We start from the raw sequence: 19,656 nt of genomic DNA, 5'->3' as shown, positions 1-19,656 counted from the left end.
GACGGCCATCATTAGTACTTGGGCAGCAGCGGTTCCATGGGTGTGGTGGAGGGCTGCACGCGATAGGTCTTCAGCACCTGCGTCATCGCCTTCTGGAAGGCGGGCGCGGTGGCCGCAGACGAGGTTACCCTAGTGGGCTCGTCGAGGGTGACCACGACGACGTACTCCGGGTGGTCGGCAGGGGCGTATCCCACCATGCTGGTGAAGTAGATCCCCTCCTTGTAAGCGCCGGTCTCCGGATCGGGCTTCTGGGCGGTTCCGGTCTTGGCGGCGATGCGGTAGCCGGGGACCTTGATCAGGTCCGAGACGCTGCCCTGCTCGGCCACGTTCTCGATCATGCGGCTGAGCTCGGCGTCCTTGGCCGCATCGAAGACGCGCTGCGGCTTCGGGGCGGGCGCTTCGGTGACCTTGCCCGACGCGTCGGTGCAGGATTCCACCAGGGACAGCGGGACCTTCACCCCGCCGTTCGCGATGGCCTGGTATGCGCTCGCGACCTGCGGAGCGGTGACGGTGTAGTACTGGCCGAACGTGGTCGTGTAGTGCGACTGGTAGTCCCAGTCCTTGACCGGGTGGATGACTCCGGAAGTCTCACCGGGGAAGTCGATCGCGGTCTTGCTGCCCACTCCGAACTTGACCAGCTCGTCGTAGCGCTGCTGGTCGGTGACCATGTCGCCGAACTTCGACAGCGCCACGTTCGAGGAGTCGATGAGGGCACCCGCGAGCGTGTAGTCGTAGGCCGGGTGCTCGAACGCGTCGTTGATCACCGCGCCGTTCGGGAACTCCTCGTGGCTGGAGGCGCCCGTGATCCTGGTCGAGGCGTTCGCGTTCGCGTACTCCATGACAGAAGCCGCCGTGATGGCCTTGAATGTGGATCCGGGCTCGAAGCTCGTCGAGAAGATCCGCGATCCGCGGTCTTCGGGGTTCGCGGCGCCGGGGTCGTTGGGGTCGACGGTCGGGAACTCGGCGGCGGCGCGGATCTTGCCCGTGCCGACCTCGACGACAGTCACGGTGCCGGCCTTCGCCGCCTGCGCCTTGACCTCCTCGGAGATCATCTGCTGCAGATACCACTGCAGCTCGGTGTTGATCGTGAGCTGCACGGTCCCGCCGTCGACCGCCGGGGTCTCGCTCTGGCTACCGGGGATGACGACGCCGTCCTTGCCCTGCAGGTAGGTCTCCTGGCCCTTCGTCGCGCTCAGGCACTGGTTCTGGGCCTCCTCGAGACCCTCCTTGTCGCCATTGCCTGCGATGAAGCCGATCAGGTTGCCCGCGACGGCGCCGTTCGGATACACCCGCACGGACCGCGGCATCGGCCAGAGATAGGCCAGGTCGAGGGCACGAAGCTTGAGGAACTGGTCCGTGCTGAGTCCCCGCTTCAGCATCACGTACTGCGATTCCGGGTTCGCCTTCAGTGCATCCGCTACTTCTTTGCGGATCGCGTCACCGCTCTCGCCGATGATGGCAGCGATCTTGTCGGAAGCCTTGGCCCAGGGCAGCTTGGGCCTGGTCTTCGCTTCCTGAAGCTGCGTCATCGTGTAGGGATCCATCTGAAGGTCGTAGACGAGCTGACTCTCAGCGAGCACGGTGCCGTTGGAGTCGACGATCTTCCCCCGGGCCCCGTCGATCTCTCGCGTACTGCCGAGGCTCCATTTCACCGACTGCTTGACCGTGGCGGACGCGCTGACCACCTGGATGTCGACGAGGCGCACCAGGAAGCCGCACATGACCGCGAGGATCACAGCGAGGGCGAGGACGGTCCGCCGGCGCGGGGTCCGGCTGGCTCGGGGTGTCATCGGATCTCCGTCCGGGGCTCGCGGTCTGTCATCGTCTGGGCTGAGAGCCGGCGGCTCGGTCAGCGGATGGTCGGGCTCGGCAAGCCTTCGGCCGTCGGCGGAGCCTCCGCCTGCACGGGAGCGGTCTCCTGTGCCTTCGGTTCTACGCCTGCACCCCCGGGCTTGGTCGCGGTGGCGGGCGGCGTGTCGTGGACCAGGGCGTTCGGCACCGCGTTCGAGCCGGTGGGGTTGACCGTGGAGGCCCACGGCGCAGCCCCGGCGGCGCCGATGACTCCGCCGTCGCTCAGCCGCAGATAGCTCGCGCTGCCGCCGACCACGAGCCCGAGCTTGCTCGCCTCCGCGGCGAGGGACTGCGGCGAGCTGATCCCGTCGAGGTCCTGCGCGGCGGCCTGCGCCTGCCAGGTGAGCTGCTTGTTCTCCTGGGTCAGCTTCGCGACCGCGAACGAATCCTGCGTGGTCGCGATGGTCAGGGCGATCTGCGCGCCGGCGATGAGGGCCGCTCCGACGAGGGCGACGATGGCGTACGCCAGACGCGGACGGCGGCGTCGGGAGGGGCGTTCGATCGCCTGGAGGTGCCGCGAGCGCTGCGGCTCGTCGAACTCGGGCTGCAGCAGGGCGTTCTCGGCCAGGCTCATCGCGCGGCCCTCCTCTGATCGTCTCTCACACGTTCTGCAGCGCGCAGGCGCACCGGGATGGCACGGGGGTTGGCGGCGCGCTCCTCCTCGTCGGCGAGTTCCGCACCCTTGGTCAAGGTCTTGAACCGCGGTGCGTGCTCCGGCAGCTCCACCGGCAGTCCGGCGGGAGCCGTCGAGGCGGAGGCGGCGGCGAACGCCTGCTTGACAAGCCGGTCCTCCAGGGACTGATACGACATCACGACGATGCGCCCGCCCAGGACGAGGGCGTCCATGGCGGCGGGTATCGCGTCCGCGAGCACGTTCAGTTCGCGGTTCACCTCGATGCGCAGCGCCTGGAACACGCGCTTCGCCGGGTGCCCTGCGCGCGCCACCGCAGCAGGGGTCGCGTCCTGCAGCACCTCGACCAGGCGTCCCGAGCGCTCCAGCGGCGCAGTCTGGCGTGCCTGCACGATCGCCCGGGCGTAGCGTCCGGCGAGCTTCTCCTCGCCGTAGCGCTCGAAGATCCGGCGCAGCTGGCCCTCGCTGTAGGTGGCGAGCACCTCGGCGGCGGTGACGCCGCTCGACTGATCCATCCGCATGTCCAGCGGCGCGTCCTTGGCATAGGCGAAGCCGCGCTCGGCCTCATCCAGCTGCAGCGAGGAGACACCGAGGTCGAACAGGATCCCCGACGCACCCTGGGCGTGAGTGCCGATCGCGTCGTAGACGGTGTGCACGAGAGTCACGCGATCACCGAAGCGGGCCAGCCGCTCCCCTGCGATGCGCAGCGCGTCGGTGTCGCGGTCGAGGCCGACCAGCCGGATGTTGGGCAGGCGCTCGAGGAACGCCTCGGAGTGCCCGCCCATGCCGAGCGTGGCGTCGACGAGGACCGCCCCGTCGTGCTGCAGCGCAGGAGCAAGCAGCTCGACGCAGCGCTCGAGCATCACCGGGGTGTGTATGCGACGGATGTCCATGGTTCCTTCGGCCTTCCGGTCCCTGACCCTGATCCCCATCCGCTCGACCCGGCACCGGGGAAGGTGCGCCGGGGCGGGAGCGGCTGGGAGTCACAGTCAGGGGTCGGCTCAGAACAGGCCGGGGATCACCTCCTCCTCGAGTTCGGCGAAGGCGTCCTCGTGCCCCTCGGCGTACGCGTTCCACGCGGCCGCGTCCCAGATCTCGGCGTGCGCGCCGACGCCGGTGACCACCAGCTCCTTGCCGAGGCCTGCGTAGGTGCGCAGGTGGGCGGGGATGGTGATGCGGTTCTGGCTGTCCGGCATCTCGGCGCTCGCTCCCGAGAGGAACATGCGCAGGAAGGCGCGTGCCTCCTTGTTCGCGAGCGGCGCCTGACGGATGCGCTCGTGCACGCTCTCGAACTCGGCGGTGCTGAACACGTACAGGCAGCGGTCCTGTCCGCGGGTGACGACGATGCCGCCGGCCAGATCTTCGCGGAATTTGGCGGGGAGGATGACGCGGCCCTTGTCGTCGAGCTTGGGGGAATGCGTGCCGAGCAACATGCGCCTATCCCCCTTTCGCCGCCGTTTCCTCCACTTTACTCCACTTCCCTCCATTTCGATACCTATTCCTGTCTCGGAAAGCAAGGGGCAGAGCACGAAGAAGGCCCCCGATCCGCGAGATCATGCGGAGCGAGGGCCTGTGGAGCGAAGTGGAGGGGATGGTGGAGGAAAGAGGAGGACTCCGGGCGAATGGACAGCCGGGGGGACGACAGAGGGTCCGGACGCCGAGGCGTCCGGACCCTCACAAGGTCATGGTGACGAGGTCAGCGCTCCTCGTGCCGACGGTCCCACCGATCGTTCATGCGATCCATGAACGACGGGGACGGTTCTTTGCTCTTGGTGCCGGGCGCCCCGTCGTCTCCGACGCTGTGGTGGACCGGCGTCAGGGCGAGCATCAGTCCGCCGAGCATGGCGGCGAACGCCACCACGCCGATGATGATCCCGCCGATGTTGCCCACCACGACGCCCACGATCAGGCCGCCGACGCCGGCGAGCAGCAGTACGGCTCCGTAGATGAGATTGCGATAGCTGAGCGCGCGGTCTCCTGCATGCGCGGAAACGACGTCGGCGTCGTTCTGCATGAGATGGCGTTCCATCTCATCGAGCAGGCGCTGCTCCTGTTCGGAGAGTGGCATTTCATCCCCCTCGGGTGGTCTTCCACCCAGTCTACGCGTGCCGGGATGCCCCAGGGTAGGGATTCGCCTGGGAGTTGGGCATCACCCTGCAGAATGCGGTCCGGTTCCGTACGGTGGCGCTGAGTAGGCTGATCCAGTGGCATCCTCAACCGCTGTGATCGACCAGGTCTCCGCTCGTCTCGACGCCTTCGTCGCCCAGGTGCGCGAGGAGACCGCGACGTACGGCCCCGATGCCGCAGCCTTCGTCTCATCCGCCGAGGCGACGCTGCGCGGGGGCAAGCGCCTGCGTGCGCGATTCTGCCATGCCGGATGGGCCTCGGTCGCCGGCCTCAACGGGATCGACGCTGCGCCGACCGCGCTCTGGGACGTCTGCGCGGCACTCGAGGTGTTCCAGTCGGCCGCGCTCGTGCACGACGACCTGATCGACAACTCCGACACCCGCCGGGGCCGGCCGTCCGCACATCGAGCGCTGGAGGCCGCGCACGTCGGACAGGGGTGGAGCGGCAGCGCCGTGGAATTCGGCCGCGCCGCCGCCGTGCTGCTCGGCGATCTGCTCGTGGCGTGGAGCGACGACCTGCTGGAGGCGGGGATCTCCGCGAGTCCGCACGCCGACGCCGTCCGCACGGAATACGCCCGGATGCGCCGCGACGTCACGATCGGACAGTTCCTGGACATCGCCGAGGAGTCGGCATGGAGCGTGAACGCCGACGACGGCCATTCCGAACGCGCCCTGCGCGTCGTCTCGCTGAAGGCGGCGCGATACAGCGTGGAGCAGCCGCTGCTGATCGGGGCGGTGATCGCCGGTGCCGATCGGGCGCAGCAGGCCGCGCTGCGCGCGTTCGGGCATCCGCTCGGCATGGCGTTCCAGCTGCGCGACGACGTGCTCGGCGTCTTCGGCGACGAGCGGGTCACCGGCAAACCGGCCGGCGACGACCTGCGCGAGGGCAAGCGCACCCTGCTCATCGCATGGACCCGCCAGGCTCTGGCGCCGCAAGGGCGGCGTCTCGTCGACGAGCTGCTGGGAGACCCGCAGCTCACCGCGGATCAGATCGCGAGCCTGCAGGCCATCATCATGGAATCCGGAGCGCTCGCTCGCATGGAGCAGCTCATCGTGGAGTACGCCGAGGCGGGCGAAGCGGCGCTGCAGGAAGCGCCACTGGATGCCGGAGCGCTCGAGCTGCTGCGCGGACTCGCCCGCGACGCCACCCAGCGCACGGCCTGATTCCGGCGGGGTGCTGCCCGACGATCCCGCCGACCACCGCGTCGACCGAGATCAGTACGCGGGCGGCCGAACGCAAGCCCGTGGGATCAGGCCAGACCGCGTGCGACCCGGCGCACCTCGCTCTTGTGGCCGTCGCGCAGAGCGGCGATCGGGGCGCGACCGATCGACTCCTCCTCGGCGAGCAGCCAGTCGATCACCTCGTCGTCGCTGAACCCGGCGTCCCTGAGCACGATGATCGTGCCGCGCAGCGATCCGATCGGCTGGTCATCCTTCAGGAACACGGCCGGAACCGCAAGCGGTCCGTTGCGCCGCGATCCGACGAGATGCTGCTCGTCGAAGAGCCGGTGCACACGCCCGAGCGGCTCACCGAGGATCTCGACGAGTTCGGGGAGGGTCAGCCATTCGGCCGTCGGGGCCGCTGTTTCCGTTTCAGACACTCAGCAATGTTCTCATCCCCGCGGCCGGACGGCGGCCACGGGCTTCGATTCCCCGGTTGATCTCACCTTTAACATTCATCACTTCAGTTGACTTGGATATACATCCGTGACACCGTCGTAGGGCCGATGCGCGACGTGGCGCACCGGCACCAGACGTCAGAATCGGGGGATCCATGACGACCACATCCAGTCCGCGCCGCGCTCTCGGCCTCACTGTGCCGACGGTGCTGCTGACCACCGTGGCGACCGCACTCGTGGCGGCGCCGGCCCAGGCTCACACGCCTGCTCGCACCCCTCTGCCTCCGCTGACCGCGCTGCCGACCGGCGCGGTCGCGGCTGCCCTCGCCGCGAGGACGGCGCCGGCCGAACTCGTGCCTGTCACCTCCTACACCGTGCAGGACGGGGACACCCTGTGGGACATCGCTCAGGCCCACGGAACCACCGTCGCCGCCCTGTACGCGGCCAACGGGCTCGGATCCGATTCGATCATCTACCCCGGCCAAGTGCTCTCCCTCGGCGGAACGGCGCCGGCGCCTGCCCCTGCCGTGGCCGAGTCGGCGACGCCCGCCCCCGCGGCGGACACCACCGGCCCCGGTTACGACGTGGTCGCCGGCGACACGCTGTGGTCGATCGCGCACGAGCACGGGATCACGCTCGCCGAGCTCTACGCGGCGAACGGCCTCTCCCCCGACTCGATCATCTACCCCGGCCAGACGCTGCGCTTCTCCGCCCCCGCGCCGGCTCCCGCTGCGGTCGATCCCGCACCCCAGCCCGCAGCGGACACCTACACCGCCCCGCAGGTCGTGCTCGACGACGTGCAGACGGCCAACGCGCAGCACATCATCCGCGTCGGTCGTGAGCTGGGCGTGAGCGACCGCGGCATCGCCATCGCCCTGGCCACGGCGATGGTCGAGTCCGGCCTGGTGAACACGCCGTCCGGGGATCGCGACTCGATCGGCTTGTTCCAGCAGCGCCCGAGCACGGGCTGGGGCACGCCGGAGCAGATCGCCGATGCGGACTACGCGATCAGGGCCTTCTACCTGGGCACCCCGCACACGAATGGGCTGCTGGACATCCCGGGCTGGGAGGGTCTCGGCTTCAGCGAAGCCGCGCAGGACGTGCAGATCTCCGCGTTCCCCGCCCGCTACGGGCTGTGGGAGCCCCAGGCGGACGGCTGGCTCGCCGCACTCGGCTGAGTCACCGCGGGATCCGCTCCCGACGAATGGAAAAGCACGCGCACGCGAGCCGTTCCCCGGGCTCTCAGCGAGTTCTCCATAGACTCTTGTCGTGACGACCAGCCAACAAGCCGACCCCCTCATCGGGCGGCTCGTCGACGGTCGCTACCGGGTCCGCGCACGGATCGCGCGTGGCGGCATGGCCACCGTGTACGTCGCCACCGACCTGCGGCTCGAACGGCGCATCGCGCTCAAGGTCATGCACGGTCACCTCAGCGACGACTCCGTGTTCCAGAGCCGCTTCATCCAGGAGGCGCGCGCGGCCGCGCGCCTCGCCGACCCGCACGTCGTCAACGTCTTCGACCAGGGCCAGGACGGCGAACTCGCCTACCTGGTGATGGAGTACCTGCCCGGGATCACGCTGCGCGAACTCATGCGGGAGCAGCGCCGGCTCACCGTCCCGCAGACCATCACGATCATGGACGCGGTGCTCTCGGGCCTCGCCGCCGCGCACCGCGCCGGAATCGTGCACCGCGACGTCAAGCCCGAGAACGTGCTGCTCGCAGAGGACGGCCGCATCAAGATCGGCGATTTCGGCCTGGCCCGCGCGACAACGGCGAACACCGCCTCCGGCGCGCAGCTGATGGGCACGATCGCCTACCTCGCACCCGAACTCGTCACGCGCGGCACAGCGGACGCCCGCAGCGACATCTACGCGCTCGGCATCATGCTGTACGAGATGCTCGTCGGCGAGCAGCCCTACAAGGGCGAACAGCCCATGCAGATCGCGTTCCAGCACGCGACCGACTCGGTACCGCGCCCCAGCGTGCGCAATCCCGGTGTGCCGGAGCAGCTCGACGAACTCGTGCTGTGGGCGACCGAGAAGACGCCGGACGAGCGCCCGGACGACGCACAGGCGATGCTCGACCGATTGCGCGTGATCGAGCGGGAACTGGGCGTCGCCCCCGCCCCGACGACGGCGAAGACCACGGTCGTGCCGATGCGCGACACCGGGGATCAGACCCTGGTGCTGCCGGGCATCCCCACCACGACGGCTGCGGTTCCCGCCGCGGAGGCGCCGCTGGACAATGCCACGCTGCTCCGTCGCCGCACCGCGCACCGGCGCTCGCGCGGTGCGTTGCTGCTGGTGCTCGTGCTGCTGCTGGCGGTCCTCGCCGGCGGCACCGGCTGGTGGTTCGGATCCGGTCCCGGCTCGAAGATCTCGGTGCCGGAGGTCGCAGGCAAGACCTGGGAGGTCGCCGCGGCGGCGATCACGAAGGAGGGGCTCACCCCTGTCCAGGGCAGTGAGAACTCTCTCGATGTGCCGCAGGGGCAGGCGATCCGCACGGATCCGGCGGCAGGCTCTCGCGTGGACAAGAAGGCTCGCGTCAGCGTGCTGATCTCCGCCGGTCCCGCCAAGCACGACCTCCCGAAGCTCGACGCGATGACCGAGGATCAGGCGAAGAAGGCGCTCGCGCCGTTCCACCTGAAGATGCAGGACTCCGTGGCGCTGTTCTCCGGCGCCGACAGCGGCCTGGTGATCAACGCCGAGGTCACGCCTCGTTCGGGCGCTGCAGGATACGAGTGCGGCGAGGGCTGCAGCATCTTCGAGGGCGATCAGATCCGCCTCCTGACGTCCCTGGGCCCGGTTCCGGACGTGTCGGGCCTGACGGTGGACGATGCCACCAGCAAGCTCAAGGCCGTAGGGCTCGGCGTCGACTCGGGCTCGGTCTCCTCGTACAGCGACAGCGTGCCGAAGGGCCGCGTGATCGGCATCGGCGACCGCGACGGCGGCGGCAACTGGCGCCCCGGGGACACGATCGTGCTGAACGTGTCGAAGGGACCGGAGCCCGTCACCGTGCCCGACGTGGTGGGGGCGAACCTCGCCGATGCCATGAAGACGCTCACCGATGCGGGACTGAACCCGCAGACGAGCGTGCCGGAGGTCGTGTGGAGCCTGTTCCAGGTGACCGGGACGGATCCGAAGGCCGGCGTCAGCGTCGACAAGAACTCGACGATCCGGGTGAAGGTCTCCGGCTGACCCGGACGACACCCGTGAGGCACGCGGTCCGCGGGACAGTCCGCCGGCACGGCGAAGGCCCGGCACCGCTGCGCGGTGGCCGGGCCTTCGAACGGGCGTCAGCGCTTCTCGAGCTCCTCGGCGACGAGGAAGGCCAGCTCGAGCGACTGCATGTGGTTCAGGCGCGGGTCGCACAGCGACTCGTACCGGGTCGCGAGGGCGGCCTCGTCGATCTGCTCGGATCCGCCCAGGCACTCGGTGACGTCGTCGCCGGTGAGCTCCACGTGGATGCCGCCGGGGAAGGTGCCGACGGCGCGGTGCGCCTCGAAGAACCCGCGGACCTCGTCGACCACGTCGTCGAAGCGACGGGTCTTGTACCCGGTCGGCGTGGTGATGCCGTTGCCGTGCATCGGATCCGTGACCCACAGCGGCTGCGCACCGGAATCCTTCACGGCCTGCAGCAGCGGCGGCAGCGCCTCGCGGATCTTGCCGGCGCCCATGCGGGTGATGAACGTGAGCCGGCCGGGCTCGCGGTTCGGGTCGAGCTTGTCGATGAGGGCCAGCGCCGTGTCGGTCGTCGTGGTGGGACCGAGCTTCACCCCGATGGGGTTGCGGACCTTGGAGAAGTAGTCGACGTGCGCGCCATCCAGCTCGCGGGTGCGCTCACCGATCCAGAGGAAGTGCGCGGAGGTGTTGTACGGCGTCAGGGTCCGCGAGTCGATGCGCGTCATCGGCCGCTCGTAGTCCATCAGCAGGCCCTCGTGGCCGGTGAAGAACTCGACGCGCTTCAGCTCGTCGAAGTCGGCGCCCGCCGCCTCCATGAACTTGATCGCGCGGTCGATCTCGGCCGCCATGCGCTCGTAGCGCTGGTTGGCCGGGTTCTTCGCGAAACCCTGGTTCCAGGAGTGCACCTCGCGGAGATCCGCGAAGCCGCCCTGGGTGAACGCGCGGATCAGGTTCAGCGTCGACGCCGCGGTGTGGTACCCCTGCAGCAGTCGCGCCGGGTTCGCCTCGCGGGAGCCCTCGGTGAAGTCGTAGCCGTTGACGATGTCGCCGCGGTATGCGGGCAGCGTCACGTCGCCGCGGGTCTCCGTGTCGCTCGAGCGCGGCTTGGCGAACTGCCCGGCCATGCGCCCCATCTTCACCACGGGCATGGACGCACCGTACGTCAGCACGACCGCCATCTGCAGCACGGTCTTGATGCGGTTGCGGATCTGGTCGGCGGTGGCGCCGGCGAAGGTCTCGGCGCAGTCGCCGCCCTGCAGCAGGAACGCCTGCCCGGACGCCGCGCGGGCGAGGCGCTCGCGGAGGTTGTCCACCTCGCCGGCGAACACGAGCGGCGGGAGCGCCGCGATCTGCGAGGAGACCTCGGCGACGCGCTCGGCGTCAGGCCACTGCGGCTGCTGCTTGATCGGGAGGGCGCGCCACGAGTCGAGGTCGAGAGGCTGAGGCATCCCCCCATCCTAGGGTGCGAGGACGGGTGCGGATCGCTCTATGAAGCCCGCGCGGATGACGCCTGTGCGGCGAGGCGGTCCTTGACGGTCGAGGCGTAGACGTCCTCGTAGTGCTGTTCGCCGAGCCGCTGCAGGGCGATCATGATCTCGTCCGTCACCGAGCGCAGGATGTAGCGGTCGTTCTCCATGCCTGCGTATCGGGAGAAGTCCAGCGGCTCTCCGATGACGATGCCCACGCGCATGATCTTTGGGATGCGCTGCCCGGTCGGCATTGCGATGTCGGTGTCGACCATCACCACGGGGATCACCGGGACCTTCGCCTCCAGTGCCATCCGCGCGATGCCGGTGCGGCCGCGGTACAGCTTGCCGTCGGGGCTGCGGGTGCCCTCGGGATAGATCCCCAGCAGGTCGCCGCGCCCGAGCACCCCCAGCCCGGTGTTCAGTGAGGCCTCGGAGGCCTTGCCTCCCGAGCGGTCGATGGGCAGCTGTCCCGTGCCCTTCATGAACATCCGCGTCGCCCAGCCCTTGAGCCCGCGGCCTGTGAAGTAGTCGCTCTTGGCGAGGAAGGACATCTTCCGATCCAGCATCAGCGGCAGGAAGATCGAGTCGGAGAAGGACAGATGGTTGCTCGCCATGATCGCGGCGCCCGTCACCGGCACATGCGCTCTGCCGACGATCCACGGACGGAAGATCGCCTTCACCAGGGGGCCGATGGCGATGTACTTCATGAACCAGTAGATCATCGCCCGCAGTCTATCCCGCTACCGGGATGAGGACGAGAGGCGGGTTCTTTGCCTGCGACGCAGTTTCACCAATCGTGCGACTGAATCTCACGCATGATGCCCGGACCCCAGGCGCCGCATGGCATAGACTCCTGGGAAGCATGTACGCGTCCGGCCCCGAAGGAGTTGCCGTGGTCCAGTTCGAAGTCCCCGCGATCGTGAAAGCCGCACCCGAGGACAACATCACCGACCTCCTCGAGCAGCGGGTGCAGAAGACCCCGAACCTCGCTCTGTTCTCCGTGCCGGACGGCGCCGGGTGGCGCGACATCACCGCGGCCGAGTTCCGCACCGCCGTGATCGCCCTCGCGAAGGGATTCGTCGCCGCCGGAATCCAGCCCGGCGAGAAGGTGGGCTTCCTCGCCCGCACGACGTACGAGTGGACGCTGGTGGACTTCGCGCTTTTCTACGCCGGTGCCGTCATGGTTCCGATCTACGAGACCAGCTCCCCGTCGCAGATCCAGTGGATCATGGAGGACTCGGCAGCGATCTCGCTCATGGTCGAGTCGCCCGAGCACTTCACCCGCTTCGACGAGGTGCGCGGAGACCTGCCGCTGGTCCGCGAGGTGTGGCAGATGCACCTCGGTGCGATCGCCCAGCTCACCGCCAAGGGGACCGAGGTGCCCGACGAGGAGATCGAACGCCGCCGCGTCATCGCGAACGGCGCGGACATCGCCACCCTCATCTACACCTCGGGTTCGACCGGGCGGCCCAAGGGCTGCGTGCTCACGCACAGCAACTTCGTGGAGCTGTCCCGCAACGCCGCGAAGTCGCTCGACGACGTCGTCTCCATCCAGGGCGCCTCGACCGTGCTGTTCATCACCACGGCGCACGTGTTCGCCCGGTTCATCTCGATCCTCGACATCCACGCCGGCGTGCGCACGGGGCATCAGCCCGACACCAAGCAGCTGCTCCCGGCGCTCGGGTCCTTCAAGCCCACCTTCCTGCTCGCCGTGCCGCGCGTGTTCGAGAAGGTGTACAACTCCGCCGAGCAGAAGGCAGAGGCCGGCGGCAAGGGCAAGATCTTCCGCGCCGCTGCGGCGACCGCGGTCGAGCACTCCCGCCTCGTCGAGGAAGGGGCGAAGATCCCGCTCGGCATGAAGATCAAGTTCGCGCTGTTCGACAAGCTCGTCTACGCGAAGCTGCGCGAGGCGATGGGCGGCAACATCCAGTATGCGATCTCCGGATCCGCGCCGCTCGGCGCACGCCTGGGCCACTTCTTCCACAGCCTCGGCGTGGTGATCCTGGAAGGTTACGGCCTCACCGAGACCACCGCCCCCGCCACGGTCAACCTGGCGGACAAGTCGAAGATCGGCACTGTCGGTCCCGCGCTGCCCGGAGTCGGCATCCGCCTCGCCGACGACGGCGAGATCGAGGTGCGCGGCGTCAACGTCTTCAAGGAGTACTGGAACAACCCCGAGGCCACCGAGGCCGCGTTCCACGACGGCTGGTTCCGCACCGGCGACCTCGGGTCCTTCGACGACGAGGGGTTCCTGACGATCACCGGCCGCAAGAAGGAGATCATCGTCACCGCGGGCGGCAAGAACGTCTCCCCCGCCGCGCTCGAGGATCCGATCCGCGCCAACCCGATCGTCGGCCAGGTGGTCGTCGTCGGCGACCAGAAGCCGTTCATCGCGGCACTGGTCACGCTCGATCCTGAGATGCTGCCGACCTGGCTGGCGAACAACGGGCTCCCCGCGGACATGTCGCTCGCCGACGCCGCCACGAACGACGCGGTCCGCGCCGAGGTGCAGCGCGCGATCGACGTCGCCAACACCCGCGTGTCCCGTGCCGAGTCGATCCGCAAGTTCACGATCCTGCCCTCGGAGTGGACCGAGGCGAGCGGGCACCTCACGCCCAAGCTCTCGATCAAGCGCAACGTCATCATGAAGGACTTCGCCCCGCAGGTCGCCGCGATCTACAACGAGACCACCGCGACCACGACGGTGCCGCTGGGCTGACGGCAGGCGCATGAGGAAGGGCCCCGGGGCTTCCCGGGGCCCTTCCTCATGCGTTCAGAACCAGGTGCTCTCAGAACCAGGAGCTCTCGCGCACCTCGCGCATGGCGATCTTGCGGGTCTCCGGATCCAGCCGGGAGAGGTACACCTTGCCGTCCAGGTGGTCGGTCTCGTGCTGCAGAGCCTGGGCGAGGAGCCCCTCCCCCTCCAGCACCACGGGCTCGCCGTCGAGGTCGATCCCCTCGACGCGCGCCCACGGATGGCGCAGCGCGTCGTGCCAGAGGCCGGGCACGGACAGGCAGCCCTCGCCGGTGGGCACCGGGTCGCCGCGCACCTCGACCAGCACGGGATTCAGCACGTAGCCGATGTCGCCGTCGATGTTGTAGCTGAACGCACGCAGCGCCACGCCGATCTGAGGGGCGGCGACCCCGGCGCGCCCGGGGAGCTCGACGCTGTCGACCAGGTCGGCGACGAGAGCGCGCACGCCGTCGTCGATGGTGCCGATCTCGGCGCACACCGTGCGCAGCACGGGGTCTCCGAACAGCCGGATCTCACGGACCGCCATCAGGCCGCCTGCGCCCTCAGGCCCTCGACCACGATCGCGGCCAGCTCCCGCGCCGCCTGGCGCGTCTCCGGCTGCAGCGCTGCGAAGGTGATCGCGCTTCCCGCCGCGATGCGGGCGTCGTACGGGAGGCGCAGCACGTGCGCGACTCGAGTGCGGAAATGCGCCTCCAGCTCGCCCAGACGCACCATAGGGGTCCCCGGAGTGGACTGGTTGAGCACCACGACAGCCTCGCGGACCTTGGCGGCATAGCCGTTCGCCTCGAGCCAGGTGAGCGTCTCGGATGCGAGCCGCGCCTCGTCGACGCTGAGTCCGGCGACGATCACGAGCGTGTCCGCGCGATCCAGGATCGCGCCCATCACCGAATGGACGATGCCGGTGCCGGTGTCGGTGAGCACGAGCGAGTAGTAGTGCGCCGCGACCGAGGCGACCTGGTCGTAGTCCTCGTCATTGAACGCCTCGGAGACCCGGGGATCGGCGTCCGATGCCAGCACATCGAGGCGGGTGGCGTCTCGCGATACCACGGCGGAGATGTCGTGATAGCCGGTGACCTGATCGTGGATGCGCACCAGGTCACGCACGGTCTTGCTGTTGGTGCGCGCGATGCGATCGGCGAGGGTGCCGCGGTCGGGGTTCGCGTCGACGGCGATGACCCTGTCCTCCCGCGCATCGGCGAGTGCCATTCCGAGCAGCGCCGTCACCGTGGTCTTGCCGACGCCGCCCTTTCGGCTCAGCACCGGGACGAACCGGGCCGTCCCGGACAGCGGCGAGGCGATGCGCGCGCTCAGCGCCTTGCGCTGCTGGGCGCGCTTGCCGTCGCCGAGGTTGATACGGCGGCCGGACACCGTGTAGAGCAGGTGGCTCCACAGCCCTTCCGGCTCCGGGCCCGCGAGCCTGCTCGCATCCAGCAACCGGTCGGCAGTGAGCAGGTCCGCGCTCTCCCGCTCCCGGTCGCCGAGCTGATCCAGCCGACGCGAGGTGAGGTCGGGCTCGGACGCGCGAGCGTGGTCGTCGGTCATGATCTCCTCCTCCGTCGCCGCCGCAGCGACGGTCGGCGCGGTGTTCACATCGAGCGCCCGGACCGGCGCGGGGCTCGTCCCGTCCACGGCGTGGAGCACCAGCTCCGCCGGCACGACCGACGCGACAACGGGCTCGACGGAGCTTTCGTGGTCAGCGACAGCGTGGGCGTCGTCCTCAGCGACGTCGTCGATGCCGTCTTCGGCGACGGCGCCGGTGTCCTCCTCGGCTTCGACGTCGGCGACAGGCTCGGCATGCTCGCCCACCTCGACCGCCTCCGCATCATCGTCGACCGGAAACTCGACCTCGCCGGCGTTCACGTCCTCGGCGATCTCGTCGAAGGCGGTGCCGTCGAAGGCGGTGTCGAAGTCCGGGGCATCGACCTGGTCGTCGATCGGATCCACGACCGTTTCCTCGGCAGCCACGTCCTCGACAGCTGCTTCCTCGGCAGGCGCGTCCTCCTGCACCGCGGGCTCGTCGGAGGCCGCCGCCTGCGGCGACGGATTCGCGGCCCCGGAGGCATCGCCCTCGACCCCGCCGGCGACGTCATGGTCCCGCGCCGTTGCATCTTCGACGAGCTCAGCGACCACGACCTCCTCGGCCGCGACCGCCGGGATCTCGATCACGATGTCCGAGATGCCTGCGCCCTGATGGATCCTCCCGATGCCGTCGTCCCCTCGGACGAGGTCGGCGGGATCGGCGTCGAGCACGAGGTCGGCGAACGCCTCCCCATCGGTGACGTCGTCGTCGACGAGATCATCGTCGTCCGGGACCGGCAGCGCGACGGGGACCTGTGCGGTCGACTCGCCGAGCAGCCCGATGTCCGCCGTGCCGATGGCGCCGGTGCTGTCGAGGACGCCGAGAGCGTCCTCGGCCTCTTCGTTCTGTGTATTCCTGCGTTCTGTGCTCATGATGCTTCTCCCCCGTGATACGCCCTGTCGGCGCGCATCACAACGCCCAAGGTTAGTGCACATCGCCGCGCCCCCACGCGGCGGACCGGGCCGGAGGGCGTCCATCGCGGACGCCCTCGGCGGCTCTCAGTCGGTGTGCGACGGGCGGATCACGACCAGGAGATCGCCGGCGTCGACCTGCTGGGTGGCGCCGATCGCAAGGCGCTCCACGACGCCGTCCACGGGTGCCGTGATCGCCGCCTCCATCTTCATCGCCTCGATGGAGGCGATCGCCTCGCCGGCGCTCACCGCCTGTCCTGCCTCGGCCTTCAGCGTCACCACGCCCGAGAACGGGGCAGCCACCTGACCCGGCTTGGAGGTGTCCGCCTTCTCGACCTCGCGCACATCGACCTTGAGGGAGCGATCCCGCACGAACACCGGCCGGAGCTGGCCGTTCAGCGTGGTCATGACCGTGCGGAAGCCCTTCTCGTCCGCTTCGCCGATCGCCTCGAGCCCCACATAGAGCTGCACCCCGGGGTCGATCTCCGCGACGTGCTCCTCTCCAGGCACGAGGCCGTAGAGGTAATCGGGCGTGCCCAGCGCGGACAGGTCTCCGAATGCCGCGCGATTGCGCTCGAACTCCGCGGCCGGCCCGGGGAAGAGCACACGGTTCAGCGTCTGCCGCCGTTCCAGGCCCTCTCCGTCGAGTGCGCGCTGCTCGTCTTCGGAGATCGGGACCACGTCGATCGAGACCTTCCGCCCCGCCAGCACCTTCGTGCGGAACGGCTCCGGCCATCCGCCGGGCAGATCGCCCAGCTCGCCGGCCATGAAGCCGATCACGGAGTCGGGGATGTCGTAGTTCTGCGGATTCTGCTCGAAGTCCGCGGGGTCCGCTCCTGCCGCGACGAGAGCCAGGGCGAGATCACCGACGACCTTCGACGAGGGGGTCACCTTGGGGATCCGGCCGAGGATCCGGTCCGCCGCCGCGTACATGTCCTCGATGCGCTCGAAGTCGTCCGCGAGGCCCAGGGCGATGGCCTGCTGGCGCAGGTTGGACAGCTGCCCTCCGGGGATCTCGTGGTGGTACACGCGGCCCGTGGGTGCGGCCAGTCCCGACTCGAAGGGGCGGTAGAGCTGGCGCACGCCCTCCCAGTACGGCTCCAGGTCGCCGATCGCCTGCAGATCCAGCCCGGTGTCGCGCTCGGTGTGCGCGAGAGCCGCCACGAGGGCCGACAGCGACGGCTGGCTCGTCGTGCCGGACATCGGCGCCGCCGCGGCGTCCACGGCGTCCGCTCCCGCCGCGCTGGCGGCCAGCAGCGTCGCGAGCTGCCCGCCCGCGGTGTCGTGCGTGTGCACCTGGACGGGCAGGTCGAACCGCTCGCGCAGCGCGGACACGAGGCGCGCCGCCGCCGCGGGGCGGAGGAGGCCCGCCATGTCCTTGATCGCGAGGATGTGCGCGCCGGAGTCCACGATCTGCTCCGCGAGGCGCAGGTAGTAGTCCAGGGTGTAGAGCTGCTCCGCGGGGTCCAGCAGATCGCCGGTGTAGCAGAGCGCCACCTCGGCGACCGCGGTGCCGGTCTCCAGCACCGCGTCGATCGCGGGCCGCATCTGCGACACGTCGTTGAGCGCGTCGAAGATGCGGAAGACGTCGATCCCGGTCGTCGCGGCCTCGCGCACGAACGCGTTCGTCACCTCGACCGGCCGCGGCGTGTACCCGACCGTGTTGCGCCCGCGCAGCAGCATTTGCAGCGGGATGTTGGGGATCGCCTTCCGCAGCGCCTCCAGGCGCTCCCACGGGTCCTCCGCGAGGAAGCGCAGCGCGACGTCGTAGGTCGCGCCGCCCCATGCCTCGATCGAGAGCAACTGCGGCGTCATGCGCGCCGCGTGCGGGCCGACTCGCACCAGATCCCGGGTGCGCACCCGCGTCGCGAGCAGCGACTGGTGCGCGTCGCGGTAGGTCGTCTCCGTCACGGCGAGCGCGGTCTGCTCGCGCAGCGCGCGGGCGAACCCGGCCGGTCCCAGCCGGAGCAGACGCTCACGGGCTCCTGCGGGCGGCTCGACGCTCAGATCGATCTTCGGGAGCTTGCTCCCGGGCGAGGGCGACAACGGCTTCTGGCCGTACGGCCTGTTCACGGTGACGTCGCCGAGCCAGTTCAGCAGACGCGTGGCCCGGTCCCTCGAGGGGTTGGTCGTGAGCAGCTCAGGCCGCTCTTCGATGAAGAGCGTCGACACGTCTCCGGCGACGAACGCCGGGTCGTTGAGCACGGCGCGCAGGAACGGGATGTTCGTCGCGACGCCACGGATCCGGAACTCGGCAAGAGCGCGCTTCGCCCGGGCCACCGCCGCAGGGAAGTCCCTGCCACGGCAGGTCAGCTTCGCGAGCATCGAGTCGAAGTGCGGGCTGATCTGCGAGCCGGCGGCCGTGGTGCCGCCGTCGAGGCGGATGCCGGCACCGCCGGGCGAGCGGTAGGTCGTGATCCGGCCGGTGTCGGGACGGAATCCCTGCGCCGGGTCCTCCGTGGTGATCCGGCACTGCAGCGCGGCACCGCGCAGCTGGATGCTGTCCTGGTCCAGGCCCAGATCCGCCAGCGTCTCCCCGGCGGCGATCCGGATCTGCGACTGCACGAGGTCGACGTCCGTGACTTCTTCGGTCACGGTGTGCTCGACCTGGATCCGCGGGTTCATCTCGATGAACACGACTTCACCCGCGCGCTCCCCTGCCGTCTCCAGCAGGAACTCGACCGTGCCCGCGTTCTCGTAGCCGATGGACTTCGCGAAGGCGACGGCGTAGCCGTGCAGAGCCGTGCGGATTCCGTCATCGAGGTTCGGAGCCGGAGCGATCTCGATCACCTTCTGGTGACGACGCTGCACCGAGCAGTCGCGCTCGAACAGATGCACCGTGTGCCCCGTGCCGTCCGCGAGCACCTGCACCTCGATGTGCCGGGGCCGTTGCACCGCCTGCTCGAGGAACACTCGCGCGTCACCGAAGGCGCTCCCGGCCTCGCGCATGGCCTCGGCCAGCGCCGGCGCCAGCTCCCCGATCGACTCGACCCGCCGCATGCCGCGTCCGCCGCCGCCGGCCACGGCCTTGACGAAGATCGGGAAGCCGATGTCGGCAGCCTGTCCGACGAGCTCGTCGACGTCGTCGGACGCGTCGGTCGAACGCAGCACCGGCACGCCGGCTGCGACCGCATGCTGCTTCGCGGTCACCTTGTTGCCGGCCATCTCCAGCACGTGCGCCGGCGGGCCGATGAAGGCGATCCCGTTCTCGGCGGCGCGTGCCGCGAGCTCCGGGTTCTCCGAGAGGAAGCCGTAGCCGGGGTAGATCGCGTCGGCGCCGCACTCCCGCGCGACGCGGATGATCTCCTCGACGTCGAGGTAGGCCCGCACCGGGTGCCCGACCTCCCCGATCTGATACGACTCATCCGCCTTCTGGCGGTGGATGGATCCGCGATCCTCCCAGGGGAAGACGGCGACCGTCTTCGCCCCCACCTCGAACGCGGCTCTGAAGGCCCGGATCGCGATCTCTCCACGATTGGCCACAAGGATCTTCTGGAACATGGCACCTCGAACACTGGGGGCGCAGCGACGC

Annotated in this window: 15 protein-coding genes; 4 read left to right on the top strand and 11 right to left on the bottom strand. The window is 69.4% G+C overall.

Going from position 1 to position 19,656, the window contains the following annotated elements:
- Nucleotides 1-11 precede the first annotated feature (11 nt).
- The 5 genes from ACTJI8_RS00305 to ACTJI8_RS00285 form a co-directional block, all read right to left on the bottom strand.
- Entirely contained in the window at nucleotides 12-1,790 is a 1,779-nt protein-coding gene (locus ACTJI8_RS00305) for a peptidoglycan D,D-transpeptidase FtsI family protein (protein WP_440731434.1), read from the bottom strand.
- A gap of 59 nt (nucleotides 1,791-1,849) precedes the next feature.
- Complete coding sequence (locus tag ACTJI8_RS00300; RefSeq protein ID WP_440731433.1) at nucleotides 1,850-2,425, bottom strand: hypothetical protein; 576 nt, start codon at nucleotides 2,423-2,425, stop codon at nucleotides 1,850-1,852.
- A complete protein-coding gene (gene rsmH, locus ACTJI8_RS00295) occupies nucleotides 2,422-3,375 on the bottom strand; it encodes a 16S rRNA (cytosine(1402)-N(4))-methyltransferase RsmH (RefSeq protein ID WP_440731432.1) in 954 nt (317 codons plus the stop codon). The genes ACTJI8_RS00300 and rsmH overlap by 4 nt, the downstream gene beginning before the upstream one ends.
- A gap of 108 nt (nucleotides 3,376-3,483) precedes the next feature.
- Nucleotides 3,484-3,915, bottom strand: a complete 432-nt coding sequence (mraZ, locus tag ACTJI8_RS00290) for a division/cell wall cluster transcriptional repressor MraZ (RefSeq protein ID WP_440731431.1) — start codon at nucleotides 3,913-3,915, stop codon at nucleotides 3,484-3,486.
- Between the two features lie 263 nt (nucleotides 3,916-4,178).
- Nucleotides 4,179-4,550 carry a DUF3040 domain-containing protein gene (locus ACTJI8_RS00285; protein WP_440731430.1) on the bottom strand — a complete coding sequence of 124 codons (372 nt, stop codon included), beginning with the start codon at nucleotides 4,548-4,550 and terminating at the stop codon, nucleotides 4,179-4,181.
- A gap of 136 nt (nucleotides 4,551-4,686) precedes the next feature.
- Here ACTJI8_RS00285 and ACTJI8_RS00280 point away from each other — a divergent pair, with 136 nt between their 5' ends.
- Nucleotides 4,687-5,772 (top strand): polyprenyl synthetase family protein, encoded by a 1,086-nt coding sequence (locus tag ACTJI8_RS00280; RefSeq protein ID WP_440731429.1) that lies wholly within the window; start codon nucleotides 4,687-4,689, stop codon nucleotides 5,770-5,772.
- Between the two features lie 86 nt (nucleotides 5,773-5,858).
- Here the strand turns inward: ACTJI8_RS00280 and ACTJI8_RS00275 are convergent, their stop codons facing one another.
- The gene (locus tag ACTJI8_RS00275; protein ID WP_440731428.1) at nucleotides 5,859-6,209 is read right to left on the bottom strand and encodes an Rv2175c family DNA-binding protein; all 351 of its coding nucleotides are present in this window, start codon (nucleotides 6,207-6,209) and stop codon (nucleotides 5,859-5,861) included.
- A gap of 173 nt (nucleotides 6,210-6,382) precedes the next feature.
- Between ACTJI8_RS00275 and ACTJI8_RS00270 the strand changes: the two genes are divergently transcribed.
- Together ACTJI8_RS00270 and pknB are read left to right on the top strand one after the other, a co-directional pair.
- Nucleotides 6,383-7,405: a LysM peptidoglycan-binding domain-containing protein gene (locus ACTJI8_RS00270; RefSeq protein ID WP_440731427.1), complete on the top strand. Its 1,023-nt coding sequence runs from the start codon at nucleotides 6,383-6,385 to the stop codon at nucleotides 7,403-7,405.
- 91 nt (nucleotides 7,406-7,496) lie between these two features.
- A complete protein-coding gene (gene pknB, locus ACTJI8_RS00265) occupies nucleotides 7,497-9,425 on the top strand; it encodes a Stk1 family PASTA domain-containing Ser/Thr kinase (protein WP_440731426.1) in 1,929 nt (642 codons plus the stop codon).
- A 98-nt stretch (nucleotides 9,426-9,523) separates the two neighbouring features.
- Here pknB and ACTJI8_RS00260 read toward each other — a convergent pair whose 3' ends face one another.
- Together ACTJI8_RS00260 and ACTJI8_RS00255 are read right to left on the bottom strand one after the other, a co-directional pair.
- Nucleotides 9,524-10,858, bottom strand: coding sequence for a class II 3-deoxy-7-phosphoheptulonate synthase (locus tag ACTJI8_RS00260; protein WP_440731425.1), 1,335 nt, complete (start codon nucleotides 10,856-10,858; stop codon nucleotides 9,524-9,526).
- A 38-nt stretch (nucleotides 10,859-10,896) separates the two neighbouring features.
- The gene (locus ACTJI8_RS00255) at nucleotides 10,897-11,601 is read right to left on the bottom strand and encodes a lysophospholipid acyltransferase family protein (protein ID WP_440731424.1); all 705 of its coding nucleotides are present in this window, start codon (nucleotides 11,599-11,601) and stop codon (nucleotides 10,897-10,899) included.
- Between the two features lie 140 nt (nucleotides 11,602-11,741).
- Between ACTJI8_RS00255 and ACTJI8_RS00250 the strand changes: the two genes are divergently transcribed.
- Entirely contained in the window at nucleotides 11,742-13,598 is a 1,857-nt protein-coding gene (locus tag ACTJI8_RS00250) for an AMP-dependent synthetase/ligase (RefSeq protein WP_440731423.1), read from the top strand.
- A gap of 70 nt (nucleotides 13,599-13,668) precedes the next feature.
- Here ACTJI8_RS00250 and ACTJI8_RS00245 read toward each other — a convergent pair whose 3' ends face one another.
- The 3 genes from ACTJI8_RS00245 to ACTJI8_RS00235 form a co-directional block, all read right to left on the bottom strand.
- On the bottom strand, nucleotides 13,669-14,160 hold the full coding sequence (locus tag ACTJI8_RS00245; RefSeq protein WP_440731422.1) for a peptide deformylase: 492 nt from the start codon (nucleotides 14,158-14,160) through the stop codon (nucleotides 13,669-13,671).
- Nucleotides 14,160-16,085, bottom strand: a complete 1,926-nt coding sequence (locus ACTJI8_RS00240; RefSeq protein ID WP_440731421.1) for a nucleotide-binding protein — start codon at nucleotides 16,083-16,085, stop codon at nucleotides 14,160-14,162. The genes ACTJI8_RS00245 and ACTJI8_RS00240 overlap by 1 nt, the downstream gene beginning before the upstream one ends.
- 126 nt (nucleotides 16,086-16,211) lie before the next feature.
- Entirely contained in the window at nucleotides 16,212-19,625 is a 3,414-nt protein-coding gene (locus ACTJI8_RS00235; protein WP_440731420.1) for a pyruvate carboxylase, read from the bottom strand.
- Nucleotides 19,626-19,656 lie beyond the last annotated feature (31 nt).

The sequence above is a fragment of the Microbacterium sp. 22303 genome (assembly GCF_052045265.1).
Classification (GTDB): domain Bacteria; phylum Actinomycetota; class Actinomycetes; order Actinomycetales; family Microbacteriaceae; genus Microbacterium.
Note: the sequence above shows the minus strand (reverse complement) of the source record. Positions and strands in the feature narration are given on the sequence as shown.